This is a genomic window from Streptomyces sp. JH34 (genome assembly GCF_029428875.1).
GTDB lineage: Bacteria > Actinomycetota > Actinomycetes > Streptomycetales > Streptomycetaceae > Streptomyces.
In genome coordinates, this window is the sequence record NZ_JAJSOO010000001.1 from 1,750,854 (window position 1) to 1,777,783 (window position 26,930).

General features: G+C 71.9%; 21 protein-coding genes and 1 riboswitch. Of the genes, 7 read left to right on the plus strand and 14 right to left on the minus strand.

From position 1 onward, the window contains the following. Window positions 1–152: 152 nt before the first annotated feature. Window positions 153–1,205, plus strand: coding sequence for a septation protein SepH (gene sepH, locus LWJ43_RS07565; protein ID WP_277331528.1), 1,053 nt, complete (start codon window positions 153–155; stop codon window positions 1,203–1,205). Window positions 1,206–1,288: 83 nt separating this feature from the next. Here the strand turns inward: sepH and LWJ43_RS07570 are convergent, their stop codons facing one another. Next, window positions 1,289–2,116: a sulfurtransferase gene (locus LWJ43_RS07570; protein WP_277331529.1), complete on the minus strand. Its 828-nt coding sequence runs from the start codon at window positions 2,114–2,116 to the stop codon at window positions 1,289–1,291. 239 nt (window positions 2,117–2,355) lie between these two features. Here LWJ43_RS07570 and LWJ43_RS07575 point away from each other — a divergent pair, with 239 nt between their 5' ends. Next, window positions 2,356–3,132, plus strand: coding sequence for a VOC family protein (locus LWJ43_RS07575; protein ID WP_277331530.1), 777 nt, complete (start codon window positions 2,356–2,358; stop codon window positions 3,130–3,132). Between the two features lie 180 nt (window positions 3,133–3,312). Here the strand turns inward: LWJ43_RS07575 and LWJ43_RS07580 are convergent, their stop codons facing one another. From LWJ43_RS07580 to LWJ43_RS07595, 4 genes are all read right to left on the minus strand, one after another. Continuing rightward, window positions 3,313–3,963 carry a thymidine kinase gene (locus LWJ43_RS07580; protein ID WP_277331531.1) on the minus strand — a complete coding sequence of 217 codons (651 nt, stop codon included), beginning with the start codon at window positions 3,961–3,963 and terminating at the stop codon, window positions 3,313–3,315. A 55-nt stretch (window positions 3,964–4,018) separates the two neighbouring features. Further along, entirely contained in the window at window positions 4,019–5,206 is a 1,188-nt protein-coding gene (locus LWJ43_RS07585) for an alkaline phosphatase family protein (protein ID WP_277331532.1), read from the minus strand. After that, complete coding sequence (locus LWJ43_RS07590; RefSeq protein WP_147959848.1) at window positions 5,206–5,802, minus strand: DUF5998 family protein; 597 nt, start codon at window positions 5,800–5,802, stop codon at window positions 5,206–5,208. The genes LWJ43_RS07585 and LWJ43_RS07590 overlap by 1 nt, the downstream gene beginning before the upstream one ends. Window positions 5,803–5,889: 87 nt before the next feature. Next, the gene (locus LWJ43_RS07595; protein WP_277331533.1) at window positions 5,890–8,796 is read right to left on the minus strand and encodes a bifunctional acetate--CoA ligase family protein/GNAT family N-acetyltransferase; all 2,907 of its coding nucleotides are present in this window, start codon (window positions 8,794–8,796) and stop codon (window positions 5,890–5,892) included. Between the two features lie 165 nt (window positions 8,797–8,961). Here LWJ43_RS07595 and LWJ43_RS07600 point away from each other — a divergent pair, with 165 nt between their 5' ends. Continuing rightward, a complete protein-coding gene (locus LWJ43_RS07600; protein ID WP_277331534.1) occupies window positions 8,962–9,243 on the plus strand; it encodes an HPr family phosphocarrier protein in 282 nt (93 codons plus the stop codon). 181 nt (window positions 9,244–9,424) lie between these two features. Here the strand turns inward: LWJ43_RS07600 and LWJ43_RS07605 are convergent, their stop codons facing one another. The 4 genes from LWJ43_RS07605 to LWJ43_RS07620 all read right to left on the minus strand — a co-directional run bounded on the left by LWJ43_RS07605 (window position 9,425) and on the right by LWJ43_RS07620 (window position 14,289). Next, window positions 9,425–10,111, minus strand: a complete 687-nt coding sequence (locus LWJ43_RS07605) for a GntR family transcriptional regulator (RefSeq protein WP_277331535.1) — start codon at window positions 10,109–10,111, stop codon at window positions 9,425–9,427. A 234-nt stretch (window positions 10,112–10,345) separates the two neighbouring features. Next, the gene (locus tag LWJ43_RS07610) at window positions 10,346–11,137 is read right to left on the minus strand and encodes a M23 family metallopeptidase (RefSeq protein ID WP_277331536.1); all 792 of its coding nucleotides are present in this window, start codon (window positions 11,135–11,137) and stop codon (window positions 10,346–10,348) included. A 13-nt stretch (window positions 11,138–11,150) separates the two neighbouring features. Next, window positions 11,151–11,318, minus strand: a riboswitch (cyclic di-AMP (ydaO/yuaA leader). Between the two features lie 200 nt (window positions 11,319–11,518). Further along, window positions 11,519–12,901, minus strand: a complete 1,383-nt coding sequence (locus LWJ43_RS07615) for a M16 family metallopeptidase (RefSeq protein WP_277335831.1) — start codon at window positions 12,899–12,901, stop codon at window positions 11,519–11,521. Between the two features lie 26 nt (window positions 12,902–12,927). Further along, complete coding sequence (locus tag LWJ43_RS07620; RefSeq protein ID WP_277331537.1) at window positions 12,928–14,289, minus strand: M16 family metallopeptidase; 1,362 nt, start codon at window positions 14,287–14,289, stop codon at window positions 12,928–12,930. A 246-nt stretch (window positions 14,290–14,535) separates the two neighbouring features. Between LWJ43_RS07620 and LWJ43_RS07625 the strand changes: the two genes are divergently transcribed. After that, on the plus strand, window positions 14,536–16,989 hold the full coding sequence (locus LWJ43_RS07625; protein WP_277331538.1) for a DNA gyrase/topoisomerase IV subunit A: 2,454 nt from the start codon (window positions 14,536–14,538) through the stop codon (window positions 16,987–16,989). A 60-nt stretch (window positions 16,990–17,049) separates the two neighbouring features. On the opposite strand, the gene LWJ43_RS07630 is transcribed toward LWJ43_RS07625, so the two are convergent. Continuing rightward, complete coding sequence (locus LWJ43_RS07630; RefSeq protein ID WP_277331539.1) at window positions 17,050–18,111, minus strand: CobW family GTP-binding protein; 1,062 nt, start codon at window positions 18,109–18,111, stop codon at window positions 17,050–17,052. A gap of 21 nt (window positions 18,112–18,132) precedes the next feature. Beyond that, on the minus strand, window positions 18,133–19,296 hold the full coding sequence (locus tag LWJ43_RS07635) for a citrate synthase/methylcitrate synthase (RefSeq protein ID WP_277331540.1): 1,164 nt from the start codon (window positions 19,294–19,296) through the stop codon (window positions 18,133–18,135). A gap of 141 nt (window positions 19,297–19,437) precedes the next feature. Between LWJ43_RS07635 and LWJ43_RS07640 the strand changes: the two genes are divergently transcribed. Next, a complete protein-coding gene (locus LWJ43_RS07640) occupies window positions 19,438–20,778 on the plus strand; it encodes a citrate synthase family protein (RefSeq protein ID WP_277331541.1) in 1,341 nt (446 codons plus the stop codon). A 30-nt stretch (window positions 20,779–20,808) separates the two neighbouring features. Here LWJ43_RS07640 and LWJ43_RS07645 read toward each other — a convergent pair whose 3' ends face one another. After that, window positions 20,809–21,816, minus strand: coding sequence for a LacI family DNA-binding transcriptional regulator (locus LWJ43_RS07645; RefSeq protein WP_277331542.1), 1,008 nt, complete (start codon window positions 21,814–21,816; stop codon window positions 20,809–20,811). A gap of 337 nt (window positions 21,817–22,153) precedes the next feature. Here LWJ43_RS07645 and LWJ43_RS07650 point away from each other — a divergent pair, with 337 nt between their 5' ends. Beyond that, window positions 22,154–23,932, plus strand: a complete 1,779-nt coding sequence (locus LWJ43_RS07650) for a sensor histidine kinase (RefSeq protein WP_277331543.1) — start codon at window positions 22,154–22,156, stop codon at window positions 23,930–23,932. Next, window positions 23,929–24,606: a DUF7342 family protein gene (locus tag LWJ43_RS07655; RefSeq protein ID WP_277331544.1), complete on the plus strand. Its 678-nt coding sequence runs from the start codon at window positions 23,929–23,931 to the stop codon at window positions 24,604–24,606. The genes LWJ43_RS07650 and LWJ43_RS07655 overlap by 4 nt, the downstream gene beginning before the upstream one ends. A 40-nt stretch (window positions 24,607–24,646) precedes the next feature. Here the strand turns inward: LWJ43_RS07655 and LWJ43_RS07660 are convergent, their stop codons facing one another. Further along, window positions 24,647–26,239: a solute symporter family protein gene (locus LWJ43_RS07660; protein ID WP_277331545.1), complete on the minus strand. Its 1,593-nt coding sequence runs from the start codon at window positions 26,237–26,239 to the stop codon at window positions 24,647–24,649. Beyond that, a complete protein-coding gene (locus tag LWJ43_RS07665; protein WP_277331546.1) occupies window positions 26,236–26,709 on the minus strand; it encodes a DUF485 domain-containing protein in 474 nt (157 codons plus the stop codon). The genes LWJ43_RS07660 and LWJ43_RS07665 overlap by 4 nt, the downstream gene beginning before the upstream one ends. Between the last annotated feature and the right edge of the window lie 221 nt (window positions 26,710–26,930).

Genomic DNA, 26,930 nt, shown 5'->3' on the forward strand with positions numbered 1-26,930 from the left:
AGGTAACCGTGCCATCGTGGCGTTCCAGGGCCAAGGCCCGACACGCCGGGCAACTTGGCAAGGTTGTGGCAGGCTGAACCCGGGCAGGTCACACTCGACTAGCGGAAGCAGCGACGCACGTGACGTCGGCAGGCACCACCCGGGAGGTTCCCATGCCCGAACTGCGTGTCGTGGCCGTCTCGAACGACGGCACACGACTGGTGCTCAAGGCTGCGGACAGCACGGAGTACACGCTTCCGATCGACGAACGGCTGCGTGCCGCCGTGCGCAACGACCGCGCCCGGCTCGGCCAGATCGAGATCGAGGTGGAGAGCCATCTCCGCCCCCGCGACATCCAGGCGCGTATACGTGCCGGTGCCTCCGCCGAGGAGGTCGCCCAGTTCGCCGGCATCCCGGTCGACCGGGTGCGCCGCTTCGAGGGCCCGGTGCTCGCGGAGCGCGCGTTCATGGCCGAGCGTGCCCGGAAGACTCCCGTGCGCCGTCCCGGCGAGAACACCGGACCCCAGCTCGGCGAGGCGGTGCAGGAGCGCCTGCTGCTGCGTGGCGCCGACAGGGAGACCGTCCAGTGGGACTCCTGGCGCCGCGACGACGGCACCTGGGAGGTCCTCCTGGTCTACCGCGTCGCGGGCGAACCGCACTCCGCGAGCTGGACGTACGACCCGCCGCGGCGCCTGGTCCAGGCCGTGGACGAGGAGGCGCGCTCGCTGATCGGCGAGAGCGACGACGTCGCCGCCCCGGAGCCGAGCTTCCCGTTCGTGCCCCGGATCGCGCGGCTGCCGCGCGACCGGCCGTTGGACCGCTCCCTGGACCGTCAGCTCGAGCGTCCCGCTCCCCCGGAGCCGGAGGACCGGGTGAGCGGTGTGTCCGCCGGCGAGCGGGACTCGCTGACCAGCCTCCTGGAGGCGGTGCCGAGCTTCCGCGGCGACATGGTCGTCCCGGAGCGGCCCTCGCAGCCGGAGCCGCCCGCGCTCGAGCCCGCGCCGCACCAGGAACCGGAGGCGGACGAGCCCCCGGCCGCGGCGGCCGGTGCGGGTTCCGCGTACGCCGATGTGCTGATGCCTCGCGCCGTGGCGGGCCACCGTGACCGGCTGACGGGGACGACGGACCGCCAGGCCGAGGCCGACGGCGTACGGCCGGGCCGCCGGGCGGCGGTCCCGAGCTGGGACGAGATCGTCTTCGGCACCCGCCGGAAGAAGCAGGACTGAGAGCGGGCCCGGTGGCCCGCGTCACGAGGAGGGCCCGTACGCCACGGCGTACGGGCCCTCGCTCCGTTCCGGTGCCGGCCGGGTCAGGCGGGCTCCGGACCCGTGGCCACGGGCCGGGACTCGTCGGAGGACCATTCCGACCAGGACCCCGCGTAGAGGGCGGCCCGGTGTCCGGCGAGCTCCAGCGCCAGCACCTCGTGGGCACCCGAGACGCCGGAGCCGCAGTAGACGCCGACCTCCGTGGTGCCGTCGGCGCCCAGTGCCGTGAAGCGGGAGGCGAGCGAGCCTGCGGGCAGGAAGTACCCGCCCTCGTCGACGTTCTGCGTGGTCGGGGCGGACACCGCTCCCGGGATGTGGCCGCCGACGCGGTCGACTGGCTCCACGTCCCCCCGGTACCGCTCGGCGGCCCGGGCGTCGAGCAGCAGTCCGGAGCGGGCGAGCTCCGCGGCGCCGTCCGCATCCAGGAGGCCCATCGCGCCCGGCTGCGGCTCGAAGTCGCCCTCTTCGGGCTTCGGGATGTCGGTGGAGAGCGCACCCGTCCACGCGGAGAGGCCGCCGTCCAGCACCCGGACGTCGAGATGCCCGGTCCAGCGCAGCAGCCACCACGCGCGGGCGGCCGCCCAGCCCTGGCCGCCGTCGTGGACGACCACGGGGGTCCTGCGTCCGACGCCGGCCCGCCGCATGACGGCTCCGAAGTCCTCCGGGTCCGGCAGGGGGTGCCGACCGCCGGTGCCGGCCGGGCGGGCGAGCTCGGAGTCGAGATCGACGTACACCGCACCGGGGATGTGACCGGCCTCGTAGTCGGCGCGGCCGTTCGGCCCGCCGAGCTGCCAGCGGACGTCCAGGAGCACCGGCGGGCGCGGCCCCGCCGACTCGCTCAGGTATTCGGATTCGGTGATGATGGGCTTCATGGCTGCCATCTTCGCCCAGAGGCCGCCCCTGATGCCGCCGCACCAATACGGTCGTATCACATCAAATCGGTCCTCGGCGTGAGCGGAAGCCGGAAAACGCGGCGCGGCCGGGGTGCCTCGGCGCCCCAGTGGTGCGAGCATCTGCACGGAGCGTACGCACCCGTATCCGTACCGCTGGACGCCGTTCAGGCCCCGTCCCCCCGTACGGCGACCCCGATGGTACGAGGAGAGGGAAGAAGATGACCGAGGCTGCCACCCGGCGCACGCCCGGAGCACCGTGCTGGGTGAGTCTGATCGTGCACGGCCTGACCGCGACCCAGGATTTCTACAGCCGGCTGTTCGGCTGGGAGTTCCGGCCGGGCCCCGAACAGCTGGGGCCGTACGTCCGGGCGCTCCTCGACGGCAAGGAGGTCGCGGGCATCGGGCAGCTCCCGCCCGGCCGGCACCTCCCGATCGCCTGGACGACCTATCTGGCCACGGAGGACGCGGACGCGACGGCGGAGGCGATCCGCTCCTGCGGCGGGACGGTGGCCGTCGGCCCTCTCGACGCCGGGGACGCCGGACGCCTGCTTCTGGCGTCCGATCCCGGCGGCGCCGTCTTCGGGGCCTGGCAGGCCGCCGAGCACCTCGGCACTGCCCTCGCCGGCACACCGGGCACCCCGGTGTGGAACGAGTTGGTGACCCGGGAGACCGCGTCGGTCGCCAAGTTCTACCAGGCGGTGTTCGGATTCGAGATCGAGGCGGTGGTCTCGGCCGACTTCGACTACCAGACGCTCCACCTCCAGGGCCGTCCCGTGGCCGCCCTGCACGGTGTGGGACACGGCCTGCCGCGCGACCGGGGCCCGCACTGGATGACCTACTTCCAGGTCGCCGACACCGACGAGGCGGCGGCACGCGTGGTGGAGCTGGGCGGACACGTCCTCCAGCCGCCGCGAGAGGCCACCAGCGGCCGGCTGGCCACGGTGGCGGACCCGGAGGGCGCCGTCTTCACGATCGTGCGCCCACCGGGGAGTTGAGCGGCGCCGGCCCGCGGGTACCGGTGGCGGCGTACGTGTGACGACCGCGGGCACCGGTGGCCGCGTACGTGTGACGGCGCCAACCGGCTTCAGACACAAGGGCGTTGCTCCGAGGCCCCTGGCCTGCGGCCACCAGCCCGGCGTGCGCCCGAGGGCGCCGGTCACCCTCCGGGGCCGCGGTCAGCCGTGGTTGACCGGCAGCACGTCCGGTGACAGCGCGCCCGCGTGGGATGCGGCGCTCGTCATGCGGCGGCGGTGGTGGCGGCGGCAGAGGACCTCGTAGCCGATGTCCGCGGCCGGCCGGTCCACGTCACCGACCACGACCTGCTCCCCCTCGACCACCATGACCCCGCCCACCGTCCGGGCGTTGTGCGTGGCACGGGCGCCGCACCAGCACATCGCCTCGACCTGGAGCGTCTCCAGGCGGTCGGCCAGCTCGATCAGACGCTGCGAGCCGGGGAAGAGCTTGGTGCGGAAGTCCGTGGTGATGCCGAAGGCGAAGACGTCGAGGCCGAGTTCGTCGACGACACGGGCCAGTTGGTCTATCTGCTCGGGGGCGAGGAACTGGGCCTCGTCCACGATCACGTGGTCGACCTTGTCGCCCTGCGACATCCGGTTCACGAGGTAGCCGTACAGGTCCATCCCCGGGGCGGCCTCGACCGCCTCCGTCACCAGACCGAGCCGCGACGACAGCTTCCCCTCCCCCGCCCGGTCGTCCCGCGTGAAGATCACACCTTGCAGACCGCGCGCCGACCGGTTGTGGCCGATCTGGAGAGCCAGCGTGCTCTTTCCGCAATCCATCGTTCCGGAGAAGAACACGAGCTCGGGCATGAGAGGGGAAGCGCCTTTCGGAGGTGGGGGAAGTGGCGGGCGACGAGAACGTCGGCTACGAGCGTACTTCGAGGAGCGGGACCAGCTGTTCCACGGGCGTCAGCGAACCGTGCATGCCCACCATCGCGGACTCGTGGGGCTCGTTGACGGAAGCGGTGATCACCACGTCGTCGTGGGCGGCCGCCACCACGTCGCCGATCCTGCCGTACACCCGCTCGTCGATCCTCGGGCCGAACCAGCCCGCCGCGATGGCCTCGTCTCGGCTCGCCACCCAGAACTGCTCGCCGAGCACCTCGCGCCACACGGTCAGCACGTCCGCCTGGGCACCGGGGACCGCGTACACGTGGCGGGCGCGCCCTTCGCCGCCCAGCAGGGCGACTCCGGCGCTCAGCTCCCAGTCCTCGTCGAAGTCGATACGGGACTCCTCGTCGAACGGGATGTCGATCATGCCGTGGTCGGCGGTGATGTACAGCGCCGAACGGGGCGGCAGTTGCTCGGCGAGGCGCCGGGCGAGCCCGTCGACGTACATCAGCTGGCCCCGCCAGGCGTCGGAGTCGACGCCGTAGCGGTGGCCCTGGCCGTCGACCTCGCTGTAGTAGGTGTAGACGAGCGACCGGTCGCCGGCGGCGAGCCGCTCCGCGGCGAGGTCCATCCGGTCCTCGCCGGTGAGCCGGCCGAGGAAGGAGCCGCCACTGAGCGCGACCTTGGTCAGGGGGGTCTGCTCGAAGCCGGGGGCGGATACCTGTGCCGTGCGTACCCCGGCGGCGTCGGCCAGCTGGAAGACGGTCGGGTACGGCTGCCAGGCCTTGAGCGCGGTCCACGGCTTCCAGCGGAGCTGGTTCATGAGCGCGCCCGTCTCCGGGTTGCGCGCCGTGTAGCCGGGGAGCCCGTGCTCGCCCGGGGCCAGGCCCGTACCGACCGAGGCGAGCGAGGTCGCCGTGGTCGACGGGAAGCCCGAGGTGATCGGCCGGCCCGTGCCGCCCCGGGAGGTGGGGAGCAGCGCGTGCAGGAAGGGCGCCTCGTCCGGGTGGGCCTTGATCTGCTCCCAGCCGAGCCCGTCGATCAGGAAGACGCAGTTCCGGTCGGCGGGGGCGAGCTCCGGGATCGCCGCCTCGAAGCCGGGTACGCCCTGCCCCGCGACGAGGGTCGGCAGCAGGTCCGCGAGGGAGCCGGTGCCGTACTCGGGTGCGGGCGCGGCCTCGGGTGCGAGCAGGACGGGGTCCTGCCAGGCGGGCTGGACCATCAGCGGGCGGTCGGCGCTGTCGCGGCCGTGGCCTCGGAGAGGGACTGGGCGAAGGCGAGGGTCTGGCGCACCGTGTCCGGACCGTCCCCCGCCTCGCTGACGCGGAGGCTCAGGTCGTCGGCGGTGGAACTGCCGGTGTAGCCGTGGTCGGCCTCGCAGTTGGGGTCGCCGCAGGCCGCGGGCTCGAGGTCGATGCGGGAGACGGCACCCCAGCCGATGGTCAGGACGACCTCGCGGGGCAGCGTGCCGGGCACGTACTTCTCGGGGTTGGCGACCACGCGGCTGACCACGACGGACGAGATCCGGTCCAGCTTGACCGACTCGGTGGACGTCGTGGCGTACGGCGTGGGGGAACTCGTGTCGGCTGCCTGCTCGTCGGTGTGGCTCACGATGAAGCGGGTGTCCGTCAGGACGAGGACCGTGACGTGGCGGCGGACCTCGTTGGAGTCGAAGGTGGTCTCCTGGTGCACCAGGTACGAAGCGACCGGCTCCCCGCCGACGGCGGCCTCCACCGCCTCGGCCACGAGGGCCGGGTAGTAGCCGCTGCGCTCGATCGCCGCGCGCAGCCCCTGGGTCGTCGTACCGGTCTTTGCCATGCGGACCATCCTACGGGGGGCCGGTGGCTGCCGGGGACTCCGTGCACGGGTCCGTGGACGGAGTACCGCGCGGGCCCGCGCTCGCGGTCAGTAGCTGGGGAGCCGGCGGGGGCCCAGATCGCTGCGGGCCGGCGGCGGGGCCAGCCGGACGCTCGCCCCGAGGACCGTCAGGCCCTGCGTGGCCACGACGACGGGTTCCAGGGCGACCGAGACCACCTCGGGGTGGTCGTCGACCAGCCGGGACACCCGCAGGAGCAGTTCTTCCAGTGCCGCGGTGTCCGCCGGAGCGGCGCCGCGCCAGCCGAACAGCACCGGAGCCGCTCTGATGGAACGGATCAGCTCGGCGGCGTCACGGTCGGTGACGGGTACCAGGCGGTGGGCCGTGTCACCCAGCAGCTCGGAGGGCGCGCCGGCGAGGCCGAAGGAGAGGACGGCACCGGCGGCCGCGTCGATGGACGCCCTGACGACGGTGTCGACGCCCCTGGGGGCCATGGCCTGGACGACGGGCCGGAGTTCGGCGGGCGTGCCGAGCAGCTCGGTCAGCTCGTCGTACGCCCGGCGCAGGGCGTTCTCGTCGACGAGGTCGAGCCGGACACCGCCGAGGTCGGCGCGATGCCGCAGATGGGGTGCGGTGGTCTTGAGGGCCACCGGACAGCCGAGCTTCGCGGCGGCTGCGACGGCCGCCTCGGGATCGGGTGCGGGGAGCGCCGGCCGTACCGTCACTCCGTAGCGGGCGAGCAGTTCCCGTGCCTCGTCGTGGGTGAGCGGACGGCCACGGGGGTCGGGGTCCGGGCCGAGGAGCGTCTCGATGAGCCCCGCGGTGCCGTGCTCGTCGATGGTCTCGTCCAGGAACTCGGGCACCTTGCCGGGGGCCGCCGCGTGGCGCCGCCACTGGGCGTACTTCACCACTTCGGCGAGCGCGCGGACGGCCCGCTCGGCGGCCGGGTAGGCGGGGATCCGCCCCGCGGAGGACCCGGTTCCGCCGGTGGGGGCCGCTCCGTCGGTGGTACCCGCTCCCCCTGCGGGCCCGGCCGGCGTCGTGGCCCCGGCCGGGGTGGAGGTCCGAGCCCGCGGGTCCGGAGCGGTCGGCCGCGGCCCGGGCCGGGTGGCCGCTCGGCCGGCCGTGCTCGTGGCGGCGGCGAGGGCCTGGGCCAGGCCGCCCATCTCCACGTGCACCACCGCCACCGGCTTCGCGGGACCGGTGGCCGCCGCCTCGCGCAGCGCGGCCGCCAGGACCTCGCCCTCTCCGGTCAGCGCTTCGCCGTTCTCGCCGACCCAGGGGATCGCCGTCACGACCACGGCATCACACGTCCGGTCGGCGAGCGCCTCGGCCAGCGCGCGCCGGAAGTCCTGCGGGCTCGCCTCCGTGGTGAGGTCGCGGGGCGGGCGCGGACGCAGACCTTCCGCCAGGCAGGCGTCGTAGGTGAGGAGGCCGAGCGACTCCGAGTTGCCCAGGATCGCCACGCGCGGACCGTCCGGCAGTGGCTGGCCGGCGAGGAGCAGACCGACGTCGACCATCTCCGTCACGGTGTCGACGCGGATCACGCCCGCCTGGCGCATCAGCGCGGAGACCGTGGCGTCGGGGATGCGGCTCACCGGTACGGCGTGGCCCGGCGGATTGGTCCCGCTGTGCCGGGCCCCCTTCACCACGACCACGGGCTTCACGGCCGCTGTCCGCCGGGCGAGCCGGGTGAACTTGCGGGGATTACCGAGTGATTCGAGGTACAGCAGGGCGACGTCGGTGCCCTGGTCCTCGTACCAGTACTGCAGGAAGTCGTTGCCTGACACGTCTGCCCGGTTGCCCGCGGAGATGAAGGCGGACAGCCCGGCGCCCCTGCGGTGGAGACCGGACAGGAGGGCGATCCCGATGGCGCCGGACTGGGTGAAGAGGCCGATGCGCCCGGGCTCGGGCGACTCGGGGGCGAGGGAGGCGTTCAGGCGGACCGCGTCGGAGGTGTTGATGATGCCGAAGGCGTTCGGGCCGATGATGCGCATGCCGTACGAGCGTGCCTGCCGGACCAGTTCCCGCTGGCGCTCCCGCCCTTCCGTGCCGCGCTCGGCGTATCCGGCGGAGAGGACGACGAGTCCCTGGACCCCGTGTTCCCCGCAGTCGGCGACGACCTCGGGGACCCGGTCAGCAGGGACGGCGACGACCGCGAGATCGACCTGCTCCCCTATCCCGCCCACGGAGCGGTGGGCGGGCACACCCTCGACCTCGGTGAGGCCCTCGGCGAACGACGTGTTCACCGCGTAGGCGCGTCCGGTGAAGCCGGAGCCGAGGAGATTGCGCAGCACGGTCCGGCCGACGCCACCGGGCGCTCGGCCGACGCCGATGACCGCGACGGACCCGGGGGCCAGCAGGCGCTGGACCGAACGCGCTTCGGCACGCTGTTCGCGGGCCCGCTGGACGGCGAGCGACTCGGCCGTGGGTTCCAGGTCGAGGGTGAGGTGGACGGACCCGTCCTCGAAGCTGCGCTGCTGGGTGAACCCGGCGTCCCGGAACACCTTGATCATCTTGTTGTTGGCGGGCAGCACCTCGGCGGCGAACCTGCGGATGCCCCGCTCCCTGGCAACCGCGGCGATGTGTTCGAGGAGGGCCGACGCCACGCCGCGGCCCTGGTGGGCGTCCTGTACGAGGAAGGCGACCTCCGCCTCGTCCGCGGGGGCGGAGGCGGGCCTGCCCCGGTCGTCGATCCGGTCGAAGCGGACGGTGGCGATGAACTCGCCGCCGATCGTGACGGCCAGTCCCACCCGGTCGACGTAGTCGTGATGGGTGAAGCGGTGCACGTCCCGGGCGGAGAGACGTGGATACGGGGCGAAGAAGCGGTAGTACTTCGACTCGTCGGACACCTGCTCGTAGAAGCTGACCAGCCGCTCGGCGTCGTCCGTGGTGATGGGCCTGATGCGCGCGGTGCCGCCGTCGCGGAGCACCACGTCCGCCTCCCAGTGATCGGGGTACGCGTGATGCGGACTCTGCTCGGGAGTGGACTCCATGTGCAAAGCCTACGGCCCGGGACACCGGTCGCGGCGGGGCGGTGGCAGGGGCACGCTGTGGGAGCCGGTGGGCGTCGGACGACCGGCTCGCGGTGCCCGGCACAGCAGTCCGCACCGCATGAGAGACTGGTCTAGACAACTCATCGTTACGTGAAGGGCAGAACCATGGCTGAGCGCCGCGTCAACGTCGGTTGGGCCGAGGGCCTGCACGCCCGCCCCGCTTCCATCTTCGTCCGTGCCGCCACGGCCTCCGGCGTCCCCGTGACGATCTCCAAGGCCGACGGCAACCCGGTCAACGCCGCGTCGATGCTCGCGGTGCTCGGCCTGGGCGCCCAGGGTGGCGAGGAGATCGTCCTCGCGTCCGAGGCGGACGACGCCGAGGTCGCCCTGGACCGCCTGGCGAAGCTGGTCGCCGAGGGGCTCGAGGAGCTTCCGGAGACCGTCTGATCCCGGCCGCCCCGAGCCGGAATGATTTCTACGGAAAGCCGCGGCACCCCCCAGGGGATCCGCGGCTTTCTTTGATTTACGATCCGACGCGCACCGGATCGGGCAGGACTCGGAAAACTTGAATCAGGGCAGCAAAAAGAAAGCCCTTCGATAATTACCCTCTTTGTATACGGCGCAATTGTTAATGGCGGACTCCCGCGATGTTTACGGGGTGTTGCGAAGTCCTCACCCGGGCCGGGCGGTCCGCGCGCCGCAGTCGGTGGGCGGAGGTGGCCCGCTCGGCGTGCTGGGCGGCGAGCGTCCTGGCCCGCTCGGCATCGCGACGCGCCACGGCGTCGACGAGGGCGCCGTGCTCGGCCCACGAATCGGCGGGGCGGACAGGCTGCTCGACGGCGTACATCCAGGCGATCTTGTGCCGGAGCTGGGTCAGCAGGGCGATCAGCGCGGGGCTGCCCGATGCCTGCGCCAGCGTCTCGTGGAACCAGCCGCCCAGCGAACGCAGATCCTCCCCCTCACCCCTGCGAACGCGCTCCTGCCCCAGCCTGACCAGGCCACGGAGCACCTTGAGATGCGCCTCGGTGCGGCGCTGCGCGGCTCGTGCGGCGCCGAGGGGCTCCAGGAACATGCGGATCTCCAGGAGGTCCGCGGCCTCCTGCTCCGTGGGCTCGGCGACACACGCACCGGCGTGCCGCCGGGTGACGACGAACCCCTCGGACTCCAGGGTGCGCAGCGCCTCGCGCACGGGGACGCGGGAGACGCCGTACCGACGCGCGAGCACCTCTTCGGTGAGGCGGCTGCCCCGCTCGAAGACACCGGAGACGATGTCGTCACGGATTGCCGTGCATACCGAATGCGCTGGAATGCGCATGTCCGAACCTCCGCCTTAATCCCCGCGGAACGCGGCCGATCGACGCCTGTTCGGTGACTCTATTGCAACCGGCCGGAATTTCCGACGGCGGGGTGGAATCCATGGATATCTTTTGGCCGGGAACCACTTCCGCGAGGGCTTCGGCGCGCGTCCGGGCGGTGATGCGACGAAGGCCCCGGCGGATGCCGGGGCCCTTCGTCGTGTCCGTCGGACGCGGTGTCGTGTCGCGTGGGGTCAGACCTGGACGCCGTGGGCACGGAGGTAGGCGACGGGGTCCATGTCCGAGCCGTATTCGGGGCCGGTGCGGGCCTCGAAGTGCAGGTGCGGGCCGGTGGAGTTGCCGGTGGAGCCGGAAACACCTATCCGCTCGCCCGAGCCGACGCTCTGACCGACGGAGACGCCGATCGAGGAGAGGTGGCCGTACTGGGTGTACGTGCCGTCCTTCATCTTGAGCACAATGTTGTTGCCGTACGCGCCGCCCCAGCCGGCCTCGACGACCGTGCCGGCGCCGACGGCGACGACGGTGCTGCCGGACGCGGCCTGGAAGTCCACGCCGGAGTGGGTGCCGGAGGACCAGAGAGCGCCGCCGGACTGGTAGCCGGTGGTCACGTGGGAACCGGCGACCGGGAGGTGGAAGGCGTTCAGCCGGGCGCGCTCGGCGGCGCGGGCGGCACGGGCCTTCTCCTCACGGGCCTCCTTGGCGCGGGCCTCGGCCTTGCGCTTGGCCTCGGCCTTCGCGGCGGCCTTCGCCCTGGCTTCGGCGGCGGCCTTCGCGGCGACGTCGGCCTGGTGCTGCTGGGCCTTCGCCTGGGCCTCGATCTGAGCGGCAAGGGTGGTGTCGAGGGCGACGGTCTGGGTGAGGCCGGTGCTGCCGGCGGCGACCTCGGAGTCCGCGGCGAGGGCCGGGGAGGCCGTGGCGCCGATGACGCCGGTGGTGGCCAGGGCCGCGATGCCGGCGACCTTGGCGCTCTTGCGCGTCAGGCGGCTCGGGGCACGGTGCTTCCCGGTGGCACGGGTGAACGCCATGGAGGGGCTGATCCTTTCCTTCCTTCTCGCCTACCGGGTTAGCTGACGGGTTCGGAGCAGGAAGGTCTCCTACGGGCCACCGGGCCTCTGACGAGGCACGGAGATCCGATTCACCCCAGGGACTTCGTGGGTCCCCGGCTCCCCAGGCTCGCGCCTGACGGGGACTCGGCGATGGCTGTCCGGCGCCGCGGGCGCGGCAGTCGTCCGGCGGACAGCCCGGCCGACGCTAGAACGGGGCACTTTCCCTCACCAAACAGAAAGGGCCTTTTGTCGCACATCCCACAGGATGAATGCCGCTATAACACTTGAAACGGACACATGGCGGAACCCCGGCGACCGATGTCGCCGGGGTTCCGTCACGTCCGTTCCGTCAGCTCTCCGTCAGCCGCTGACGACCGACACCTCGCCGATACCCAGCGCCCTGACGGGCTCCGCGATCTGCGCGGCGTCCCCGACGAGGACGGTGACGAGCCGGTCGACGGGGAACGCGCTGACCACGGCGGCGGTCGCCTCGACCGTGCCGGTCCCGGCCAGGCGGGCGTACAGCTCGGCCTGGTAGTCGTCCGGCAGGTGCTGCTCCACCTGGTCGGCGAGCGTCCCCGCGACGGAGGCCGCCGTCTCGTACTTCAGCGGGGCGACGCCCACGAGGTTCTGGACGGCCGTCTCACGTTCGGCGTCGGTGAGGCCCTCGGACGCCAGGGTGCGCAGGACCTTCCACAGGTCGTCGAGCGCGGGACCGGTGGACTCCGTGTCGACGGAGCCGCTGATGGCGAGCATCGCGGCGCCGGCCGCCCCGGACGAGGACCCCGGTGCCGTCGAGCGCAGCACCTGTCCGAAGGCCCGGACACCGTAGGTGTAGCCCTTCTCCTCGCGCAGCACCCGGTCCAGCCGGGACGTCAGGGTGCCGCCCAGGCAGTACGTGCCGAGGACCTGGGCGGGCCACACGCTGTCGTGCCGGTCCGCGCCGATGCGGCCGATCAGCAACTGCGTCTGCACGGCCCCGGGACGGTCCACGATGACCACGCGGCCGGTGTCGTCCGCGGTGATCGGGGGGACGGGCCTGGCCTGGCCGGCGTTGCCCGACCAGTCCCCGACGGTGTCGGCGAGCAACGCGTCCAGGTCCACCCCGGTGAGGTCGCCGACGACGACCGCCGTGGCGGTGGACGGGCGGACATGGGCGTCGTAGAAGGCGCGTACGGCGGCGGCGTCGATCCGGCGGACCGTCTCCTCCGTGCCCAGGCGTGGACGGGACATCCGCGCCGTGGCGGGGAAGAGCTCCTTGGAGAGCTGCTTGGCGGCCCGGCGGGCCGGGTTGGCCTGCTCGTGCGGGATCTCGTCGAGCCGGTTGCCCACGAGCCGCTCGATCTCGCTCTCCGCGAAGGCCGGGGCGCGCAGGGACTCGGCCACCAGGCCGAGGGCCTTGGCCAGCCGGGAGACCGGGACCTCCAGGGAGACGCGGAGGCCCGGGTGGTCCGCGTGGGCGTCCAGCGTGGCGCCGCACCGCTCCAGCTCGGCGGCGTACTCCTCCGCGGAGCGCTTGTCCGTGCCCTCGGACAGTGCGCGCGCCATGATCGTGGCCACACCGTCCAGGCCCTCCGGCTCGGCGTCCAGCGGGGCGTCGAGGAAGATCTCCACGGCGACGATCTGCTGGCCCGGCCGGTGACAGCGCAGCACGGTCAGCCCGTTGGGCAGGGTGCCGCGCTCGGGCGCGGGGAAGGCCCAGGGGCGGGCCTCGCCGGCGGTCGGCTGCGGGTGGTACTCCATCGCTACTCCAGTCACGGCGGCGTCGGTCACTTGTCGGCCCCCTCGTGCGCGTCGGTGCCGTCGGTCCCGTCGGTCTCCTCGGCCGGTTCGACCGGCTCGTAGACCAGGACCGCACGGTTGTCGGGGCGCAGGTGCGCCCGGGCGGCGGCCTTGACCTCGTCGGCCGTCACGTCGAGGACGCGGCCCACCGCGGTCAGGGCGAGCTGGGGGTCACCGAACAGGACGGCGTACCGGCACAGTTCGTCAGCGCGGCCGGCGACCGTGCCGAGCCGGTCCAGCCACTCGCGCTCCAACTGCGCCTGCGCCCGCTCCATTTCCTCCGGGGTCGGGCCCTCCTCGGCGAAACGGGCCAGCTCCTCGTCGACGGCCGACTCGATCTGCGGCACCTCGACACCGCCGGACGTCTTGACGTCCAGCCAGCCCAGCGAGGGCGCCCCGGCCAGCCTGAGGAGCCCGAAACCCGCGGCGACGGCCGTACGGTCACGGCGGACCAGGCGGTTGTGCAGCCTGGACGACTCGCCGCCGCCGAGCACGGTCAGCGCCAGGTCCGCGGCGTCGCACTCGCGCGTGCCGTCCTGCGGCAGGCGGTACGCGGCCATCAGCGCACGCGCGGGGACCTCCTCCTGGACCACTTCGCGCAGCTGCTCGCCGATGATGCCGGGCAGCGAGCCGTCGCGCGGGGGCTGCTTGCCGTCGTGGGAGGGGATGGAACCGAAGTACTTCTCGATCCAGGCGAGCGTCTTCTCCGGGTCGATGTCCCCGACGACGGAGAGCACCGCGTTGTTCGGCGCGTAGTACGTGCGGAAGAACGCCTGCGCGTCCTCCAGGGTCGCCGCGTCCAGGTCGGCCATCGAGCCGATCGGCGTGTGGTGGTACGGGTGGCCCTCCGGGTAGGCGAGCGCGGTGAGCTTCTCGAAGGCCGTGCCGTACGGAACGTTGTCGTAGCGCTGACGACGCTCGTTCTTCACGACGTCCCGCTGGTTCTCCATGGACTCCTCGTCGAGCGCGGCGAGCAGTGAGCCCATCCGGTCGGCCTCGAGCCACAGGGCCAGCTCCAGCTGGTGCGTGGGCATCGTCTCGAAGTAGTTGGTGCGCTCGAAGCTGGTCGTGCCGTTCAGGGAACCGCCGGCCCCCTGCACCAGCTCGAAGTGCCCGTTCCCCTTGACCTGGCCCGAGCCCTGGAACATCAGGTGCTCGAAAAGGTGAGCCAGGCCCGTGCGTCCCTTGACCTCGTGCCGGGAGCCGACGTCGTACCAGAGGCAGACCGCGGCGACTGGGGTCAGGTGGTCCTCGGAGAGCACCACGCGCAGGCCGTTGGCCAGACGGTGCTCGGTCGCCGTCAAGCCGCCGGAACCGGCCTGGGCTGTGGCCGTGTGACCCATGGGCATGTACGTCCCTTCGATCGGTACAGGATTTCCTGCCGGACCTGCCACTCTAGGCAAGCGCACGGGCACCTGGCGAAGTTCCCGTCGGGTGAATGTTGTCGTAGATGCTGCCGTAATCAGGGGCTCCGTGCAGGGCCCGGGGGTCGCTTCGGACGGGTCGAGGTCGGCGTTGTCGGTACGGCGGTCCACAATGGGCGGCGTCAGAACCTGAGGTTGCCCGACAGAATCTGTGAAGGAGTCGCAGCCGCGATGGCCCGCCGCAGCACGAAAACCCCGCCGCCGGACGACTTCGAGGAGAAGATCCTCGACATCGACGTCGTCGACGAAATGCAGGGCTCCTTCCTCGAGTACGCGTACTCGGTGATCTACTCCAGGGCTCTGCCCGACGCCCGCGACGGCATGAAGCCCGTGCACCGCCGCATCGTGTCCCAGATGAACGAGATGGGACTCCGCCCCGACCGCGGCTACGTGAAGTGCGCACGCGTGGTCGGCGAGGTGATGGGCAAACTGCACCCGCACGGTGACGCGTCGATCTATGACGCACTGGTGCGCATGGCACAGCCGTTCTCGATGCGCCTGCCCCTCGTGGACGGGCACGGCAACTTCGGCTCGCTGGGCAACGACGACCCGCCGGCCGCCATGCGGTACACCGAGTGCCGGATGGCCGACGCCACCTCGCTCATGACGGAGTCGATCGACGAGGACACCGTCGACTTCCAGTCGAACTACGACGGCCAGGAGCAGGAGCCGGTCGTCCTTCCGGCCGCGTACCCGAACCTCCTGGTCAACGGCGCTTCCGGGATCGCGGTCGGCATGGCGACCAACATGCCCCCGCACAATCTCGGCGAGGTCATCGCCGCCGCCCGCCACCTCATCCGGCACCCGGGCGCCGACCTCGAGACGCTGATGCGCTTCGTCCCCGGCCCCGACCTGCCCACCGGCGGTAGGATCGTCGGCCTCGGCGGCATCAAGGACGCCTACGCCTCCGGCCGCGGCACGTTCAAGATCCGCGCCACGGTCGCCATAGAGAACGTCACGGCCCGCCGCAAGGGCCTCGTCGTCACCGAACTGCCCTTCAGCGTCGGCCCGGAGAAGGTGATCGCCAAGATCAAGGACCTGGTCGGTTCGAAGAAGCTCCAGGGCATCGCGGACGTCAAGGACCTCACGGACCGGGCGCACGGCCTGCGTCTGGTGATCGAGGTGAAGAACGGCTTCGTGCCGGAGGCCGTGCTGGAGCAGCTCTACAAGCTGACGCCGATGGAGGAGTCCTTCGGCATCAACAACGTCGCGCTGGTCGACGGACAGCCGCTCACCCTCGGGCTCAAGGAGCTCCTGGAGGTCTACCTCGACCACCGCTTCGACGTGGTGCGCCGGCGCAGCGAGTTCCGCAGGACCAAGCGCCGCAACCGGCTGCACCTGGTCGAGGGCCTCCTCGTGGCGCTGCTCGACATCGACGAGGTCATCCGTCTCATCCGGGACAGCGACAACTCCGCGCAGGCGAAGGAGCGCCTGATGGAGCGCTTCTCGCTGAGCGAGATCCAGACCCAGTACATCCTGGACACCCCGCTGCGCAGGCTCACGCGCTTCGACAGGATCGAGCTGGAGACCGAGCGGGACAAGCTCTCCCAGGAGATCGCGGAGCTGACGGCGATCCTGGAGTCGGACGCCGAGCTGCGCAAGCTGGTCTCGTCCGAACTGGCAGCGGTGGCCAAGAAGTTCGGCACCGACCGGCGTACGGTGCTGCTGGAGTCGGCGGGTTCGCAGGTCGCCTCGGTGCCCCTGGAGGTCGCAGACGACCCGTGCCAGGTGCTCCTGTCCTCGACCGGTCTGCTCGCCCGCACGGCCAACGCCGAGCCGCTCGAGCAGACCGAGGACGCCAGGCGTACGAAGCACGACGCCATCGTGTCGGCCGTCCCGGCAACGGCACGCGGCGACGTGGGCGCGGTGACGTCAACCGGACGGCTGCTCCGGCTCTCGGTGATCGACCTGCCGCAGCTGCCGGACACCCACGCGGCTCCGAACCTGTCCGGCGGGGCCCAGGTCGCGGAGTTCCTCACCCTGGAGGCGGACGAGCAGCTGATCTGCCTCACCACCCTGGACGAGGAGGCACTCGGGCTGGCCATCGGCACCCTGCAGGGGGTGGTGAAGCGTGTCGTGCCCGACTATCCCGCCAACAAGGACGAGCTGGAGGTCATCTCGCTGAAGGACGGTGACCGGATCGTCGGCGCGACCCAGCTGCGTACGGGCGAGGAGGACCTGGTCTTCATCACGTCCGACGCGCAGCTTCTGCGCTATCCGGCGGCCTCGGTCCGTCCGCAGGGACGGGCGGCGGGCGGCATGGCGGGCGTCAAGCTCGCCGAGGGGACGACGGTCCTCTCGTTCAACGCGGTGGACCCCTCTCAGGACGCAGCGGTGTTCACGGTCGCCGGGTCGCACGGCACGCTCGACGACTCCGAGCGGACCTGGAAGCTGACCCCGTTCGACCAGTACCCGCGCAAGGGCAGGGCCACGGGCGGGGTGCGCTGCCAGCGCTTCCTCAAGGGGGAGGACGTCCTGGTGTTCGCCTGGGCCGGCCGGATGCCGGCGCGGGCGGCACAGAAGAACGGCGCACCGGCGCAGTTGCCCGCACCGGATCCGCGCCGCGACGGTTCGGGGACTCCGCTCACGAGCCCGGTCGCGGTGATCGCCGAACCGCTGCAGTAGACCGACGGTCGGGGGCCCTGCGTCCGGATCGCACCTGATCCGGACGCGGGGCCCCCGATCTCAGGCCTCGCCGTCCGGCTGTCGCACGTACCGCAGGACGCCCCACATGCTGCGCTCCAGCTCCTCGGTGGCGTCCTGCCACGCGTCCCGGCAGCCCTCGAGTTCCTTGCGCAGCGACTCGGCGTCGATACCTGCGCCGATCAGGACGAGCTGCGTCCTCCGCGGTTCGTCGCGGGCCCAGCGCTGCGGTACGAAGCGCAGGAACCTGCCGACGGCGTGCAGGGCGTACCGGTTGCCGGGGTCACCCGCGCCGAAGTCCACGAAGCCCTTGATCCGGTAGAGGCCCGCGGGCCTGGAGTCGAGGAACGCCATGAAGGGGCGGGGGCCGAGCGGCACGTCGGTGGTGAAGGAGACGCTGTCGTAGGCCGCGTGCAGGTGTTCGTCGTGCGTGCGGTCGGCCTCGGGGAGCAGGTCCTCGAAGGTCAGCTGGCGGAAGGAGCCGTCCTCGTCGGTCCGCAGCACGGGGTCGAGGAGGAGCTCCGGGTCGATCCTCCCGTGGACGGAGCAGATGACCGCAGCGTTTCCGGCCGCCGTGCCGACCGCCTCCCGCACGGCCCGCAGTCCGGCGTCGGTGACCCGGTCGGTCTTGTTCAGCACGATCAGGTCGGCGGCGGCGAGGTGGCGGTCGATCTCGGGGTGCCGCTCCCGCGTGGTGGGGAATTCGGCGGCGTCGACGACCTCGACCAGTCCCCCGTACCGGATGTGCGGATTGTCGCTGGCCAGCAGCATCCGTACGAGTTCCTGGGGTTCGGCGAGACCACTCGCCTCGATGACGATCACGTCGAGGCGGGCGGCCGGCGCGGTCAGCGTCTCCAGGTAGGTGTCGAGCTCACTGGCGTCGACGGCGCAGCAGAGGCAGCCGTTGCCCAGCGAGACCGTCGACCCGACCTGGCCCGCGACGGTCATGGCATCGATCTCGATGGATCCGAAGTCGTTGACGACGACGCCGATCCGATTGCCCGCCCTGTTGCGGAGCAGATGGTTGAGCAGGGTCGTCTTACCGGATCCGAGGAACCCCGCCAGGACGACGACCGGGATCTGCGGAGCGCGGGGCGGGGTCAACGGTGCCTTCCTCGGGGTCGGTCAGAGTGCCGGTACGGGATGCGGGGGCGGGGGCCCCACATAGCGGGCCGCCGGACGGATGATCTTCGTGTCCTCCGCCTGCTCCAGGATATTGGCGCTCCAGCCGATCATGCGCGCGGCACAGAAGGTGGGGGTGAACATCTCCCTCGGCAGCCCGCAGAGCTCCATGACGACGCCCGCGTAGAACTCCACGTTCGTGTGGAGCTCACGTCCTGGCTTGAGCTCGGCGAGGATCGCCTCCACCTGGCGTTCCACCTCCACGGCGAAGTCCACGAGCGGGCCGCCGAAGCTCTGGGCGACCGAGCGGAGCATGCGTGAGCGCGGGTCCTCGGTGCGGTAGACGGGATGCCCGAACCCCATGATCCGCTCCCCCGCGAGGACGCGCTCGCGGATCCAGCCGTCGATCCGGTCCGGGGTGCGGATGGCGTCCAGGGTGTCCAGCGCACGGCTGGGCGCTCCGCCGTGCAGCGGGCCGGAGAGCGCGCCGACGGCTCCGACGAGGCAGGCGGCGATGTCGGCACCGGTGGACGCGATCACCCGGGCGGTGAAGGTGGAGGCGTTGAAGCCGTGGTCGACCGTGGAGACGAGGTAGCGCTCGACTGCCGCCGTCCGTGCGGCGTCCGGTTCCTCGCCGGTGAGCATGTAGAGGTAGTTCGCGGCGAACGGGAGGTCGTCGCGCGGCTCGACCGGTTCAAGCCCCTGGCCCAGGCGGTACAGGGACGTCAGCACGGTGGGGACCGCGGCGGACACGGCGAGCGCGTCCTCGCGGCGGCGGTCGGCGTCGATGTCGTACACCGGGCGGAACCCGGCTGCGGCTCCGAGCAGCGAGAGGGCGGTGCGCAGTCCGGCGAGCGGTCCGGAGACCACGCCGGCCCGGGCGATCGCGGGCAGCGCCTCCCGCACCTCCGCGGGCAGCCGGCGCAGGCCGGCGGTGCGGGAGGCGAAGGCGGCGCTCGCCGCGCGGCCGGGGAGCTCGCCGTGGAACATCAGGAACCAGACGTCCTCGAAGCTGCGGCTCTGCGCCAGCTCGATCGCGGAGTACTGCCGGTAGTGGTAGAAGCCTTCGCGTCCGCGCACGTCTCCGAGCCCGGTGTCGGTGACGATCACACCGGCGAGCCCCCTGGGCACGTCGAGCGGGGCTGTTTCCGTATGCGTGGCAGGCATGACAGGTCTCTCCTCCACCAATGAGTTGTACATTGATTCGACTGTCCATGATTGACTCAATCTCTGTCAATATTGATTGGATCAATGTAAAAGTGCGTCAGAGGTGATCAGCCATCAACGGTTACGGATACGGTGGGCGCCATGACGCATGACACGGTGCACCGGAGCGGCACGCAGGACGCGCAACCCGAAGGGGACCCGTCGGCCCGCAGGCTCACCACCAGGGAGGCGGCCGAGCGTCTCGGGGTGAAGCCGGAAACCGTTTACGCGTACGTGAGCCGGGGGCAGCTGACCAGCAGGCGGACTCCCGGCGGACGCGGCAGCACCTTCGACGCCGCCGAGGTCGACGCCTTGGCCCGCCGCACCGGACGCCGTGAAAACCCTCCTCCCGCGACGGACGGCCTGGTGTTCCGTACCGGCGTCACGCTCATCGAGCCGGACCGCTACTACTTCCGCGGAGTGGACGCGACCGATCTCGCCCGCCGCTACGGCTACGAGGAGGTCGCCGAGTGGATCTGGACGGGTGAGCTCCGCCCGGGGATCCGCTTCACGGCGGCGGCGGAGTCCCTGGCGGCGGCGCGGCTCACCGCCGCCTCACTGCCACGGCACAGCAGCTCGACGGACCGGCTCCGGGCCGCTGTCGCCGCGGCCGCCGCCTCCGATCCCCTGCGGTTCGACCTCTCACCCGAAGCGGTGCTCAACAGCGCGCGGAGCCTGATTCCCACCCTGGTCGGCGCGCTGCCGACGGCCGGGGAGCCCGACGGCGGGGCAGGCGGCGACGGTTCGCTCGCCGCGCAGCTGTGGCCGAAGCTCTCCGGGCGGCCCGCCGACGCGGCGTCGCTGACCGTCCTCGACACCGCACTCGCGCTGCTGGCCGATCACGACCTCGCGGCCTCGACGCTGGCGGCCCGCGTCGCCGCGTCGACCCACGCACACCCGTACGCCGTCGTCTCCGCGGGGCTGGGCGTCCTGGAGGGCCCGCTGCACGGCGCCGCGAGCGGGCCGGCGCACCGCATGCTGTCCGAGGTCGTGGAGCGGGGCGGCGCGGCTCCGGTCGTCGCGGACCACCTGCGCGCGGGCCGGCGGATTCCGGGGCTCGGGCACCGCCTCTACGCCGGGGAGGATCCGAGGGCGGCTGCGCTGTTCTCGCTGCTGGACGAGATGCCCCAGGCCGGCCCCGCGTTGGCAGCGGCCCGCGACGTGGTCGCGACCACCACGCGTCACACTCCTCTGCACGCCAACGTCGACCTGGCGCTGGCCGTCTTCTCGGTCGCGTGCGGCCTGCCCGTCCAGACGGGCGAGACGGTGTTCGCCGTGTCCCGCACGGCCGGCTGGATCGCCCACGCGATGGAGGAGTACGCGGAACGGCCACTGCGGATGCGGCCGAGCGGACAGTACGTCGGTCCGCGACCGCCGCAGCCGCTGCCCGCCGGGGCGCCCTTGCCGGCGGCAGCTCCATCAGGGCACGGCCCCGCAAAATAGCTACAGCCGACGCAAATTCTCTCCGAAGCTCTACCGGGGCAGGCGTGCGGTGGAACCGCGAACGACCAGCTCCGGCTCGAAGAGGAGCTCGTCGGACGGCACCGCGCGCCCCCCGATCTGCACCGAGAGCAGCTCCACGGCGGCCCTGCCCATGGCTTCGATCGGCTGGCGCACCGTGGTCAGCGGGGGCTCGGTGCAGTTCATGAACGCCGAGTCGTCGTAGCCGACGACCGAGACGTCCCCCGGCACGGACAGACCGCGGCGGCGTGCCGCGCGAACCGCGCCCAGGGCCAGCGGGTCGCTGGCGCAGATGATGCCGGTGACCCCTTGGTCGAGCAGCCGCGTGGCGGCGGCCTGCCCGCCCTCGAGCGAGAACATGGCCCGGAACACCCACTCGTCCGGCAGGGTCACCCCCGACTGGGCCGCCAGCGCACGGGCCGCGGTGAGCTTGCGCTGCGAGGGCATGTGGTCGGCCGGGCCGAGGACGAACCCGATCCGCTCGTGGCCGAGCGAGACGAGGTGGCGCCAGGCCTGCTCGACCGCCACCGAGTCGTCGCACGAGACCGCGGGGAATCCGAGGTGGGCTATGGCGGCGTTGATCAGGACGACGGGGATCTTGCGGTCGGCCAGCACCTTGTAGTGATCGTGCGGGGCGTCGGCCTGGGCGTAAAGTCCACCGGCGAACACGACTCCGGACACCTGCTGCTGCAGGAGCAGCTCGACGTAGTCGGCCTCGGAGACCCCGCCCTTGGTCTGCGTGCAGAGCACCGGGGTCAGCCCCTGCTGGGCGAGCGCGCCTCCGACCACTTCCGCGAAGGCCGGGAAGATCGGGTTCTGCAGCTCGGGCAGGACGAGCCCGACCAGCCGGGCACGCTCCCCTCGGAGCTGCGTCGGACGCTCGTAGCCGAGCACGTCCAGAGCGGAGAGAACCGATTGCCGCGTGGCGTCGGAGACGCCCGGCTTGCCGTTCAGCACGCGGCTGACCGTGGCCTCGCTGACTCCTACTTTCTGGGCAACCTGAGCAAGTCGTCGCGTCATGAACGCAAGATTAGCGCAAAAAACGCAAGAAGATTGCGTTATTGCTGATACCCATAGAACGCTCACAGATGGAGGGCGTGGAGGCAAGAGCCGCGCTTCCTCTCGGTCGGCCGGCGCATGGCAGCGGGAGCGGGGCGGCGCGCAGGCGCCGGCTGAGGGGGCGCGGCGGCCTGCAGGAGCGGGCGGGAGGTGGCGGGGCGACCCGCAAGGGCAGCGGGGGCGGTGGGGTGGGCGCGGGCCGCTCGGCGGGCGCTTCTCCGGCGATCGAGCGGCGGCCGCGGGGCGGTCGGCCGACCGGGATTTCTGTGAGCACGGTTTGCCCCTTACCGTTCGTACGATGAGCGCCCCACCGCCCACCTCACGGGGACCGCGCCGGATCGGCTGGCCGAAGCGGGTCTTCTCGCAGGTCCTGCTGATGCAGCTGGCCATCATCACCGGCGTCACCGTCCTCGTCACGGGTCTCTTCCTGGCGCCCCTCAGCGACCAGCTCGACGACCAGGCGATGCGCCGCGCCCTGGCGATCGCGCAGAGCACGGCGGCACAGCCGGAGATCGCCGATTCGCTGATCGCCACGAGGCCGCGCGCGGACGGCCCCGTCCAGGCGGCGGCGGAGCGGATCAGGCGGTCGACCGGTGCCGAGTACGTCGTGATCATGGACAAGCGGGGCGTGCGCTGGTCCCACACGGACACCTCGCGCATCGGCGACGTCGTGTCCACCGACCCCAGCACCGCCCTCGCCGGCAGGTCGGTGATGGAGATCGACAGCGGGACGCTCGGCCGCTCGGCCCGCGGCAAGGTACCGCTGCTGGACCGGTCGGACCGGGTCGTCGGGGCCGTGTCGGTCGGTATCGCGTACGACAGCGTCCGCGCCCGGCTGCTCGCCGCGATCCCCGGCTTGCTGGCGTACGCGGGAGGAGCCCTCGCGGCGGGAGCGCTTGCCGCCTACCTGATCTCCCGCCGCCTCCAGCGACAGACCCATGACCTGGCGTTCTCCGACATCTCGGCGCTCCTGACCGAACGTGAGGCCATGCTGCACAGCATCCGCGAGGGCGTGGTCGCGCTCGACCGCACCGGGCGCATCAGGCTCCTGAACGACGAGGCCCAGCGGCTGCTCGGTCTCGGCCCCGGCGCCGCTGGGATGCGTCTCGACGAGGCACTGGGCGAGGGCCGGACCACCGACGTACTGGCCGGGAGAGTGGTCGGCGACGACCTGGTGGCGGTCCGCGGCAGCCGGGTCCTGCTCGCCAATCGGGTGCCGACCGAGGACGGCGGGGCCGTGGCCACTCTGCGCGACCGTACGGAGCTGGAGTACCTCGGCCGGGAACTCGACTCCACCCGCGGCCTGATCGACGCGCTCCGCGCCCAGGACCACGAGCATGCCAACCGGCTGCACACCCTTCTGGGGCTGCTGGAGCTGGAGATGCACGACGAAGCGGTGGAGTTCGTCACGGAGGTCGTCGGCGTCCACCGGGCGACGGCCGAGCAGGTCACCGAGAAGGTCCACGATCCCCTACTGGCCTCCCTCCTGGTGGGCAAGGCCACCGTCGCGGCCGAGCGCGGCGTCGCCCTGCGCATGGCGGAGGAGACCATGCTGCCGGACCGGCTGGTCGATCCACGCGGACTCGTCACGGTCCTCGGCAATCTGGTCGACAACGCGCTGGACGCGGCCGCGGGTTCCGCGGCCTCACGGATCGAGGTCGGGCTGAGGGCCGACGGACGTACGGTGGTACTGCGGGTGCGCGACAGCGGCCCGGGCGTACCGGCCGGTGACCACGAGTCCATCTTCATGGAGGGCTGGTCGACCAAGGAACTCCCGGCGCACGGCAAGCGCGGCCTGGGCCTGCCGCTGGTACGACGGCTCGCCGAGCGACAGGGCGGGAGCGTGTCCGTGTCGGCCTCTCCCGAGGGCGGAGCGGTGTTCACCGTCGTCCTGCCGGAGGCCCTGCGCGAACCGAACGGGCTCGGCGCCCCCCGCCCGGGGGCGACCGCCCACGGCCCGGGAGCGACCACCCGGCCGGGCATCCCCGCCCGAGGCGATGCCGATGCGTCGGGCGCCTCCCACCCGGGCGGCGCGGCGGCTCCCGCGCGCCCCCCGACGTCAGGAGACGCCCCGTGATCGAGGTCCTGGTCGTGGACGACGACGTACGGGTCGCCCGGATCAACGCGGCCTACGTCGCGAAGGTGCCCGGCTTCAGGGTGGCCGCTGTGGCTCACTCGGCGACCGAGGCTCTCGCGAGGATCGACGAGACTCCCGTCGATCTGATCCTCCTCGACCACTACCTGCCCGATCGCAACGGTCTGGCCGTGGTGCGGGAACTGCGCGAACTCGGCCGTCACACCGATGTGATCATGGTGACGGCCGCACGCGACGTCGCCACCGTCCAGGCGGCGATGCGCCACGGAGCCCTCCAGTACCTGGTGAAACCGTTCGCCTTCGCAGGTCTGCGCACCAAGCTGGAGGCCTACGCGGCGCTGCGCCGCACCTTCGACGGGGGCGGGGACGCCGAGCAGACCGAAGTGGACCGACTGTTCGGAGCCCTGTGGGCCACGGGCGGATCCGACCTCCCCAAGGGTCACTCGACCACGACGGCGGAACTGGTCCGTAAGGCCCTCCGTTCGGCCGACGGTCCGCTCTCCGCACAGGAGATCGCGGAGAGCGCCGGAATGAGCCGGCAGACGGCCCAGCGCTATCTGAAGTTGCTGGAACGCACGGGCAGGGTGCGGCTGTCCCTCAGATACGGCGAAACGGGCCGCCCGGAACACCGGTACACCTGGGCATCCGGCACCTGACGGCGCCGCTGCTGCGGCCCGCGCTCCCCAGCCCCCGGCCTCAGGCCGCACCCGCCCCGGTGAGGGACCTGACCTCCGTCTCCGCGTGCTTGGCGGGATCGGGCGGCTCAGGTGAGATGACCGTGCCGATCCAGCCGGCCAGGAAGCCCGCCGGGATCGATACCAGCCCCGGGTTCTCCAGAGGGAAGAACGCGAGGTCCACGCCGGGGAAGAGCGACGTGGGGCTGCCCGAGACGACGGGCGAGACCAGGACGAGCAGGACAGCCGGAACGAGTCCGCCGTAGACGGCCCAGACCGCTCCCCTGGTGGTGAAGTTCCGCCAGAACAGCGAGTAGAGCAGCGCCGGGAGATTGGCCGAGGCGGCGACCGCGAAGGCCAGCCCCACCAGGAACGCGACGTTGAGGTTCTGCGCGAGGAGGCCGAGCCCGATGGCCACCACTCCGACGCCCGCCGCGGCGACACGGGCCACCCCCACCTCGCTGCGCGGCTTGGCGCCCGGGCGCCTGAGCGAAGCGTAGAGGTCGTGCGCGACGGAGGCGGAGGAGGCGAGGGTGATCCCGGCGACCACCGCGAGGATCGTGGCGAAGGCGATGGCTGCCACGACGGCGAAGAGCACCGTACCGCCGGTGGAACCCTCTCCTCCTCCCAGGACGAGCGCCAGGAGCGGAACAGCCGTGTTCCCGGACGCGTTGGACGCCCTCACCTCGGCTGAACCGACGAGCGCGGCCGCACCGAACCCGAGCACCACCGTCATCAGGTAGAAGCTGCCGATCAGTCCGATGGACCAGACGACGCTGCGTCTCGCCGCTCGCGCGGTGGGCACCGTGTAGAAGCGCGACAGGATGTGCGGCAGGCCGGCCGTGCCGAGGACGAGCGCCAGACCGAGGCTGACGAAGTCGAACCTGGCGGTCCAGCTCCCGCCGTACCGAAGCCCCGGCGACAGGAAGTCACGCCCGTGTCCGCTGCGTTCGGCGGCGGACGTCAGCAGGGCGTTGAAGTCCCCGTGGAACCTGACCAGCACGAGCACGGTGAGCGCGACGGCTCCGGCCATCAGCAGGACAGCCTTGACGATCTGGATCCAGGTCGTCGCCCGCATGCCGCCGAGCGACACATAGACCACCATGAGCGCTCCGACCCCGACCACGGTCCATGACCGGACGGTGTCGCTCGTGCCGCCGAGCAGCAGCGCGACGAGGCTCCCCGCGCCCACCATCTGGGCCACCAGGTAGAGGACCGAGACGGTGACGGAGGAGGTGCCCACCGCTGTGCGCACGGGCCGCTCCGCCATGCGCGCGGCAACCACGTCCGCGAGCGTGAACCGCCCGCAGTTGCGTACGAGTTCGGCGACGAGAAGCAGCACGACGAGCCAGGCCACGAGGAAGCCGACGGAGTAGAGCATCCCGTCGTAGCCGAAGAGAGCGATGAGCCCCGAGATGCCGAGGAAGGACGCCGCGGACATGTAGTCACCCGCGATGGCGAATCCGTTCTCCATGGGGGAGAACAGCCGCCCGCCCGCGTAGAACTCCTCGGCGGAACCCTGCCTGTTCCGGCCGACCCAGGTGGTGATGCCGAGCGTGACGGCGATGAAGACGCTGAACAGCACGAGCGCCAGCGTCTGGTGGTCCCCCCTCACCGGCCGGCACCTCTCGTCATCTCCTGCGTCTCCCAGCGGAGTTCGAGAGCGACACGGTCACGGTGCAGACGCGCGTGCCGGGCGTACGCCCAGGTCAGCAGGAACGTGGTCAGGAACTGCCCGAGACCGGCCACCATCGCCACGTTGAGCGCGCCGGCCACGGGCCGAGCCATCAGGTCGTGCGCGGTGGTTGCCGCGATCACGTAGGCGAGGTACCAGAGCAGGAAGGCCGTCGCCGCGGGAACCACGAACCGCCGGTAGCGGCGGCGCACTTCGCGGAACGCCGGACTGTTCTGCACCTCCAGATAGACCTCCGCCGCCGTGTGGGCGCGCTGCTGCGCCGGCCGGGCCCGCCCGTCGGCCGCCATGGCACCGGCGAGGTCCGGCTCGCCCCACCCGGCGGCCGGCCCCTCGTCCCACGGATCGTCGAGCCGTAGCACAGCGGTGTCCGGCCCTGCTTCCTTCTCCACCGACAACTCCCTTGTCCACGAGCCTTTTCGGCCGCGTAGCCAAGAATGGGCAGACCGGGAAGATCCCGGGCACTTCATTCGGGGTGCTTCACCATTTCAGGTGACGGAAGTGCCGGGTGGGTGCGCGAGGCCCCGGCCGTACGCATGGCGCACGGCCCCCTGTCCTGTCGCGTGCGCCCGCCGTGGAGAATCCGAAGGACGTGCGGACGTGATGTCTTCGA

Coding starts and splice junctions, on each gene's coding strand:
- LWJ43_RS07600 (WP_277331534.1), top strand. CDS start 8,962: ATGGCTGAGCGCCGCGTCAACGTCGGTTGGGCCGAGGGCCTGCACGCC.
- LWJ43_RS07610 (WP_277331536.1), bottom strand. CDS start 11,137: ATGGCGTTCACCCGTGCCACCGGGAAGCACCGTGCCCCGAGCCGCCTG.
- LWJ43_RS07620 (WP_277331537.1), bottom strand. CDS start 14,289: ATGCCCATGGGTCACACGGCCACAGCCCAGGCCGGTTCCGGCGGCTTG.
- LWJ43_RS07625 (WP_277331538.1), top strand. CDS start 14,536: ATGGCCCGCCGCAGCACGAAAACCCCGCCGCCGGACGACTTCGAGGAG.
- LWJ43_RS07570 (WP_277331529.1), bottom strand. CDS start 2,116: ATGAAGCCCATCATCACCGAATCCGAATACCTGAGCGAGTCGGCGGGG.
- LWJ43_RS07580 (WP_277331531.1), bottom strand. CDS start 3,963: ATGCCCGAGCTCGTGTTCTTCTCCGGAACGATGGATTGCGGAAAGAGC.
- LWJ43_RS07575 (WP_277331530.1), top strand. CDS start 2,356: ATGACCGAGGCTGCCACCCGGCGCACGCCCGGAGCACCGTGCTGGGTG.
- LWJ43_RS07645 (WP_277331542.1), bottom strand. CDS start 21,816: ATGACGCGACGACTTGCTCAGGTTGCCCAGAAAGTAGGAGTCAGCGAG.
- LWJ43_RS07585 (WP_277331532.1), bottom strand. CDS start 5,206: ATGGTCCAGCCCGCCTGGCAGGACCCCGTCCTGCTCGCACCCGAGGCC.
- sepH (WP_277331528.1), top strand. CDS start 153: ATGCCCGAACTGCGTGTCGTGGCCGTCTCGAACGACGGCACACGACTG.
- LWJ43_RS07595 (WP_277331533.1), bottom strand. CDS start 8,796: ATGGAGTCCACTCCCGAGCAGAGTCCGCATCACGCGTACCCCGATCAC.
- LWJ43_RS07650 (WP_277331543.1), top strand. CDS start 22,154: ATGAGCGCCCCACCGCCCACCTCACGGGGACCGCGCCGGATCGGCTGG.
- LWJ43_RS07615 (WP_277335831.1), bottom strand. CDS start 12,901: ATGGAGTACCACCCGCAGCCGACCGCCGGCGAGGCCCGCCCCTGGGCC.
- LWJ43_RS07605 (WP_277331535.1), bottom strand. CDS start 10,111: ATGCGCATTCCAGCGCATTCGGTATGCACGGCAATCCGTGACGACATC.
- LWJ43_RS07640 (WP_277331541.1), top strand. CDS start 19,438: ATGACGCATGACACGGTGCACCGGAGCGGCACGCAGGACGCGCAACCC.
- LWJ43_RS07590 (WP_147959848.1), bottom strand. CDS start 5,802: ATGGCAAAGACCGGTACGACGACCCAGGGGCTGCGCGCGGCGATCGAG.
- LWJ43_RS07635 (WP_277331540.1), bottom strand. CDS start 19,296: ATGCCTGCCACGCATACGGAAACAGCCCCGCTCGACGTGCCCAGGGGG.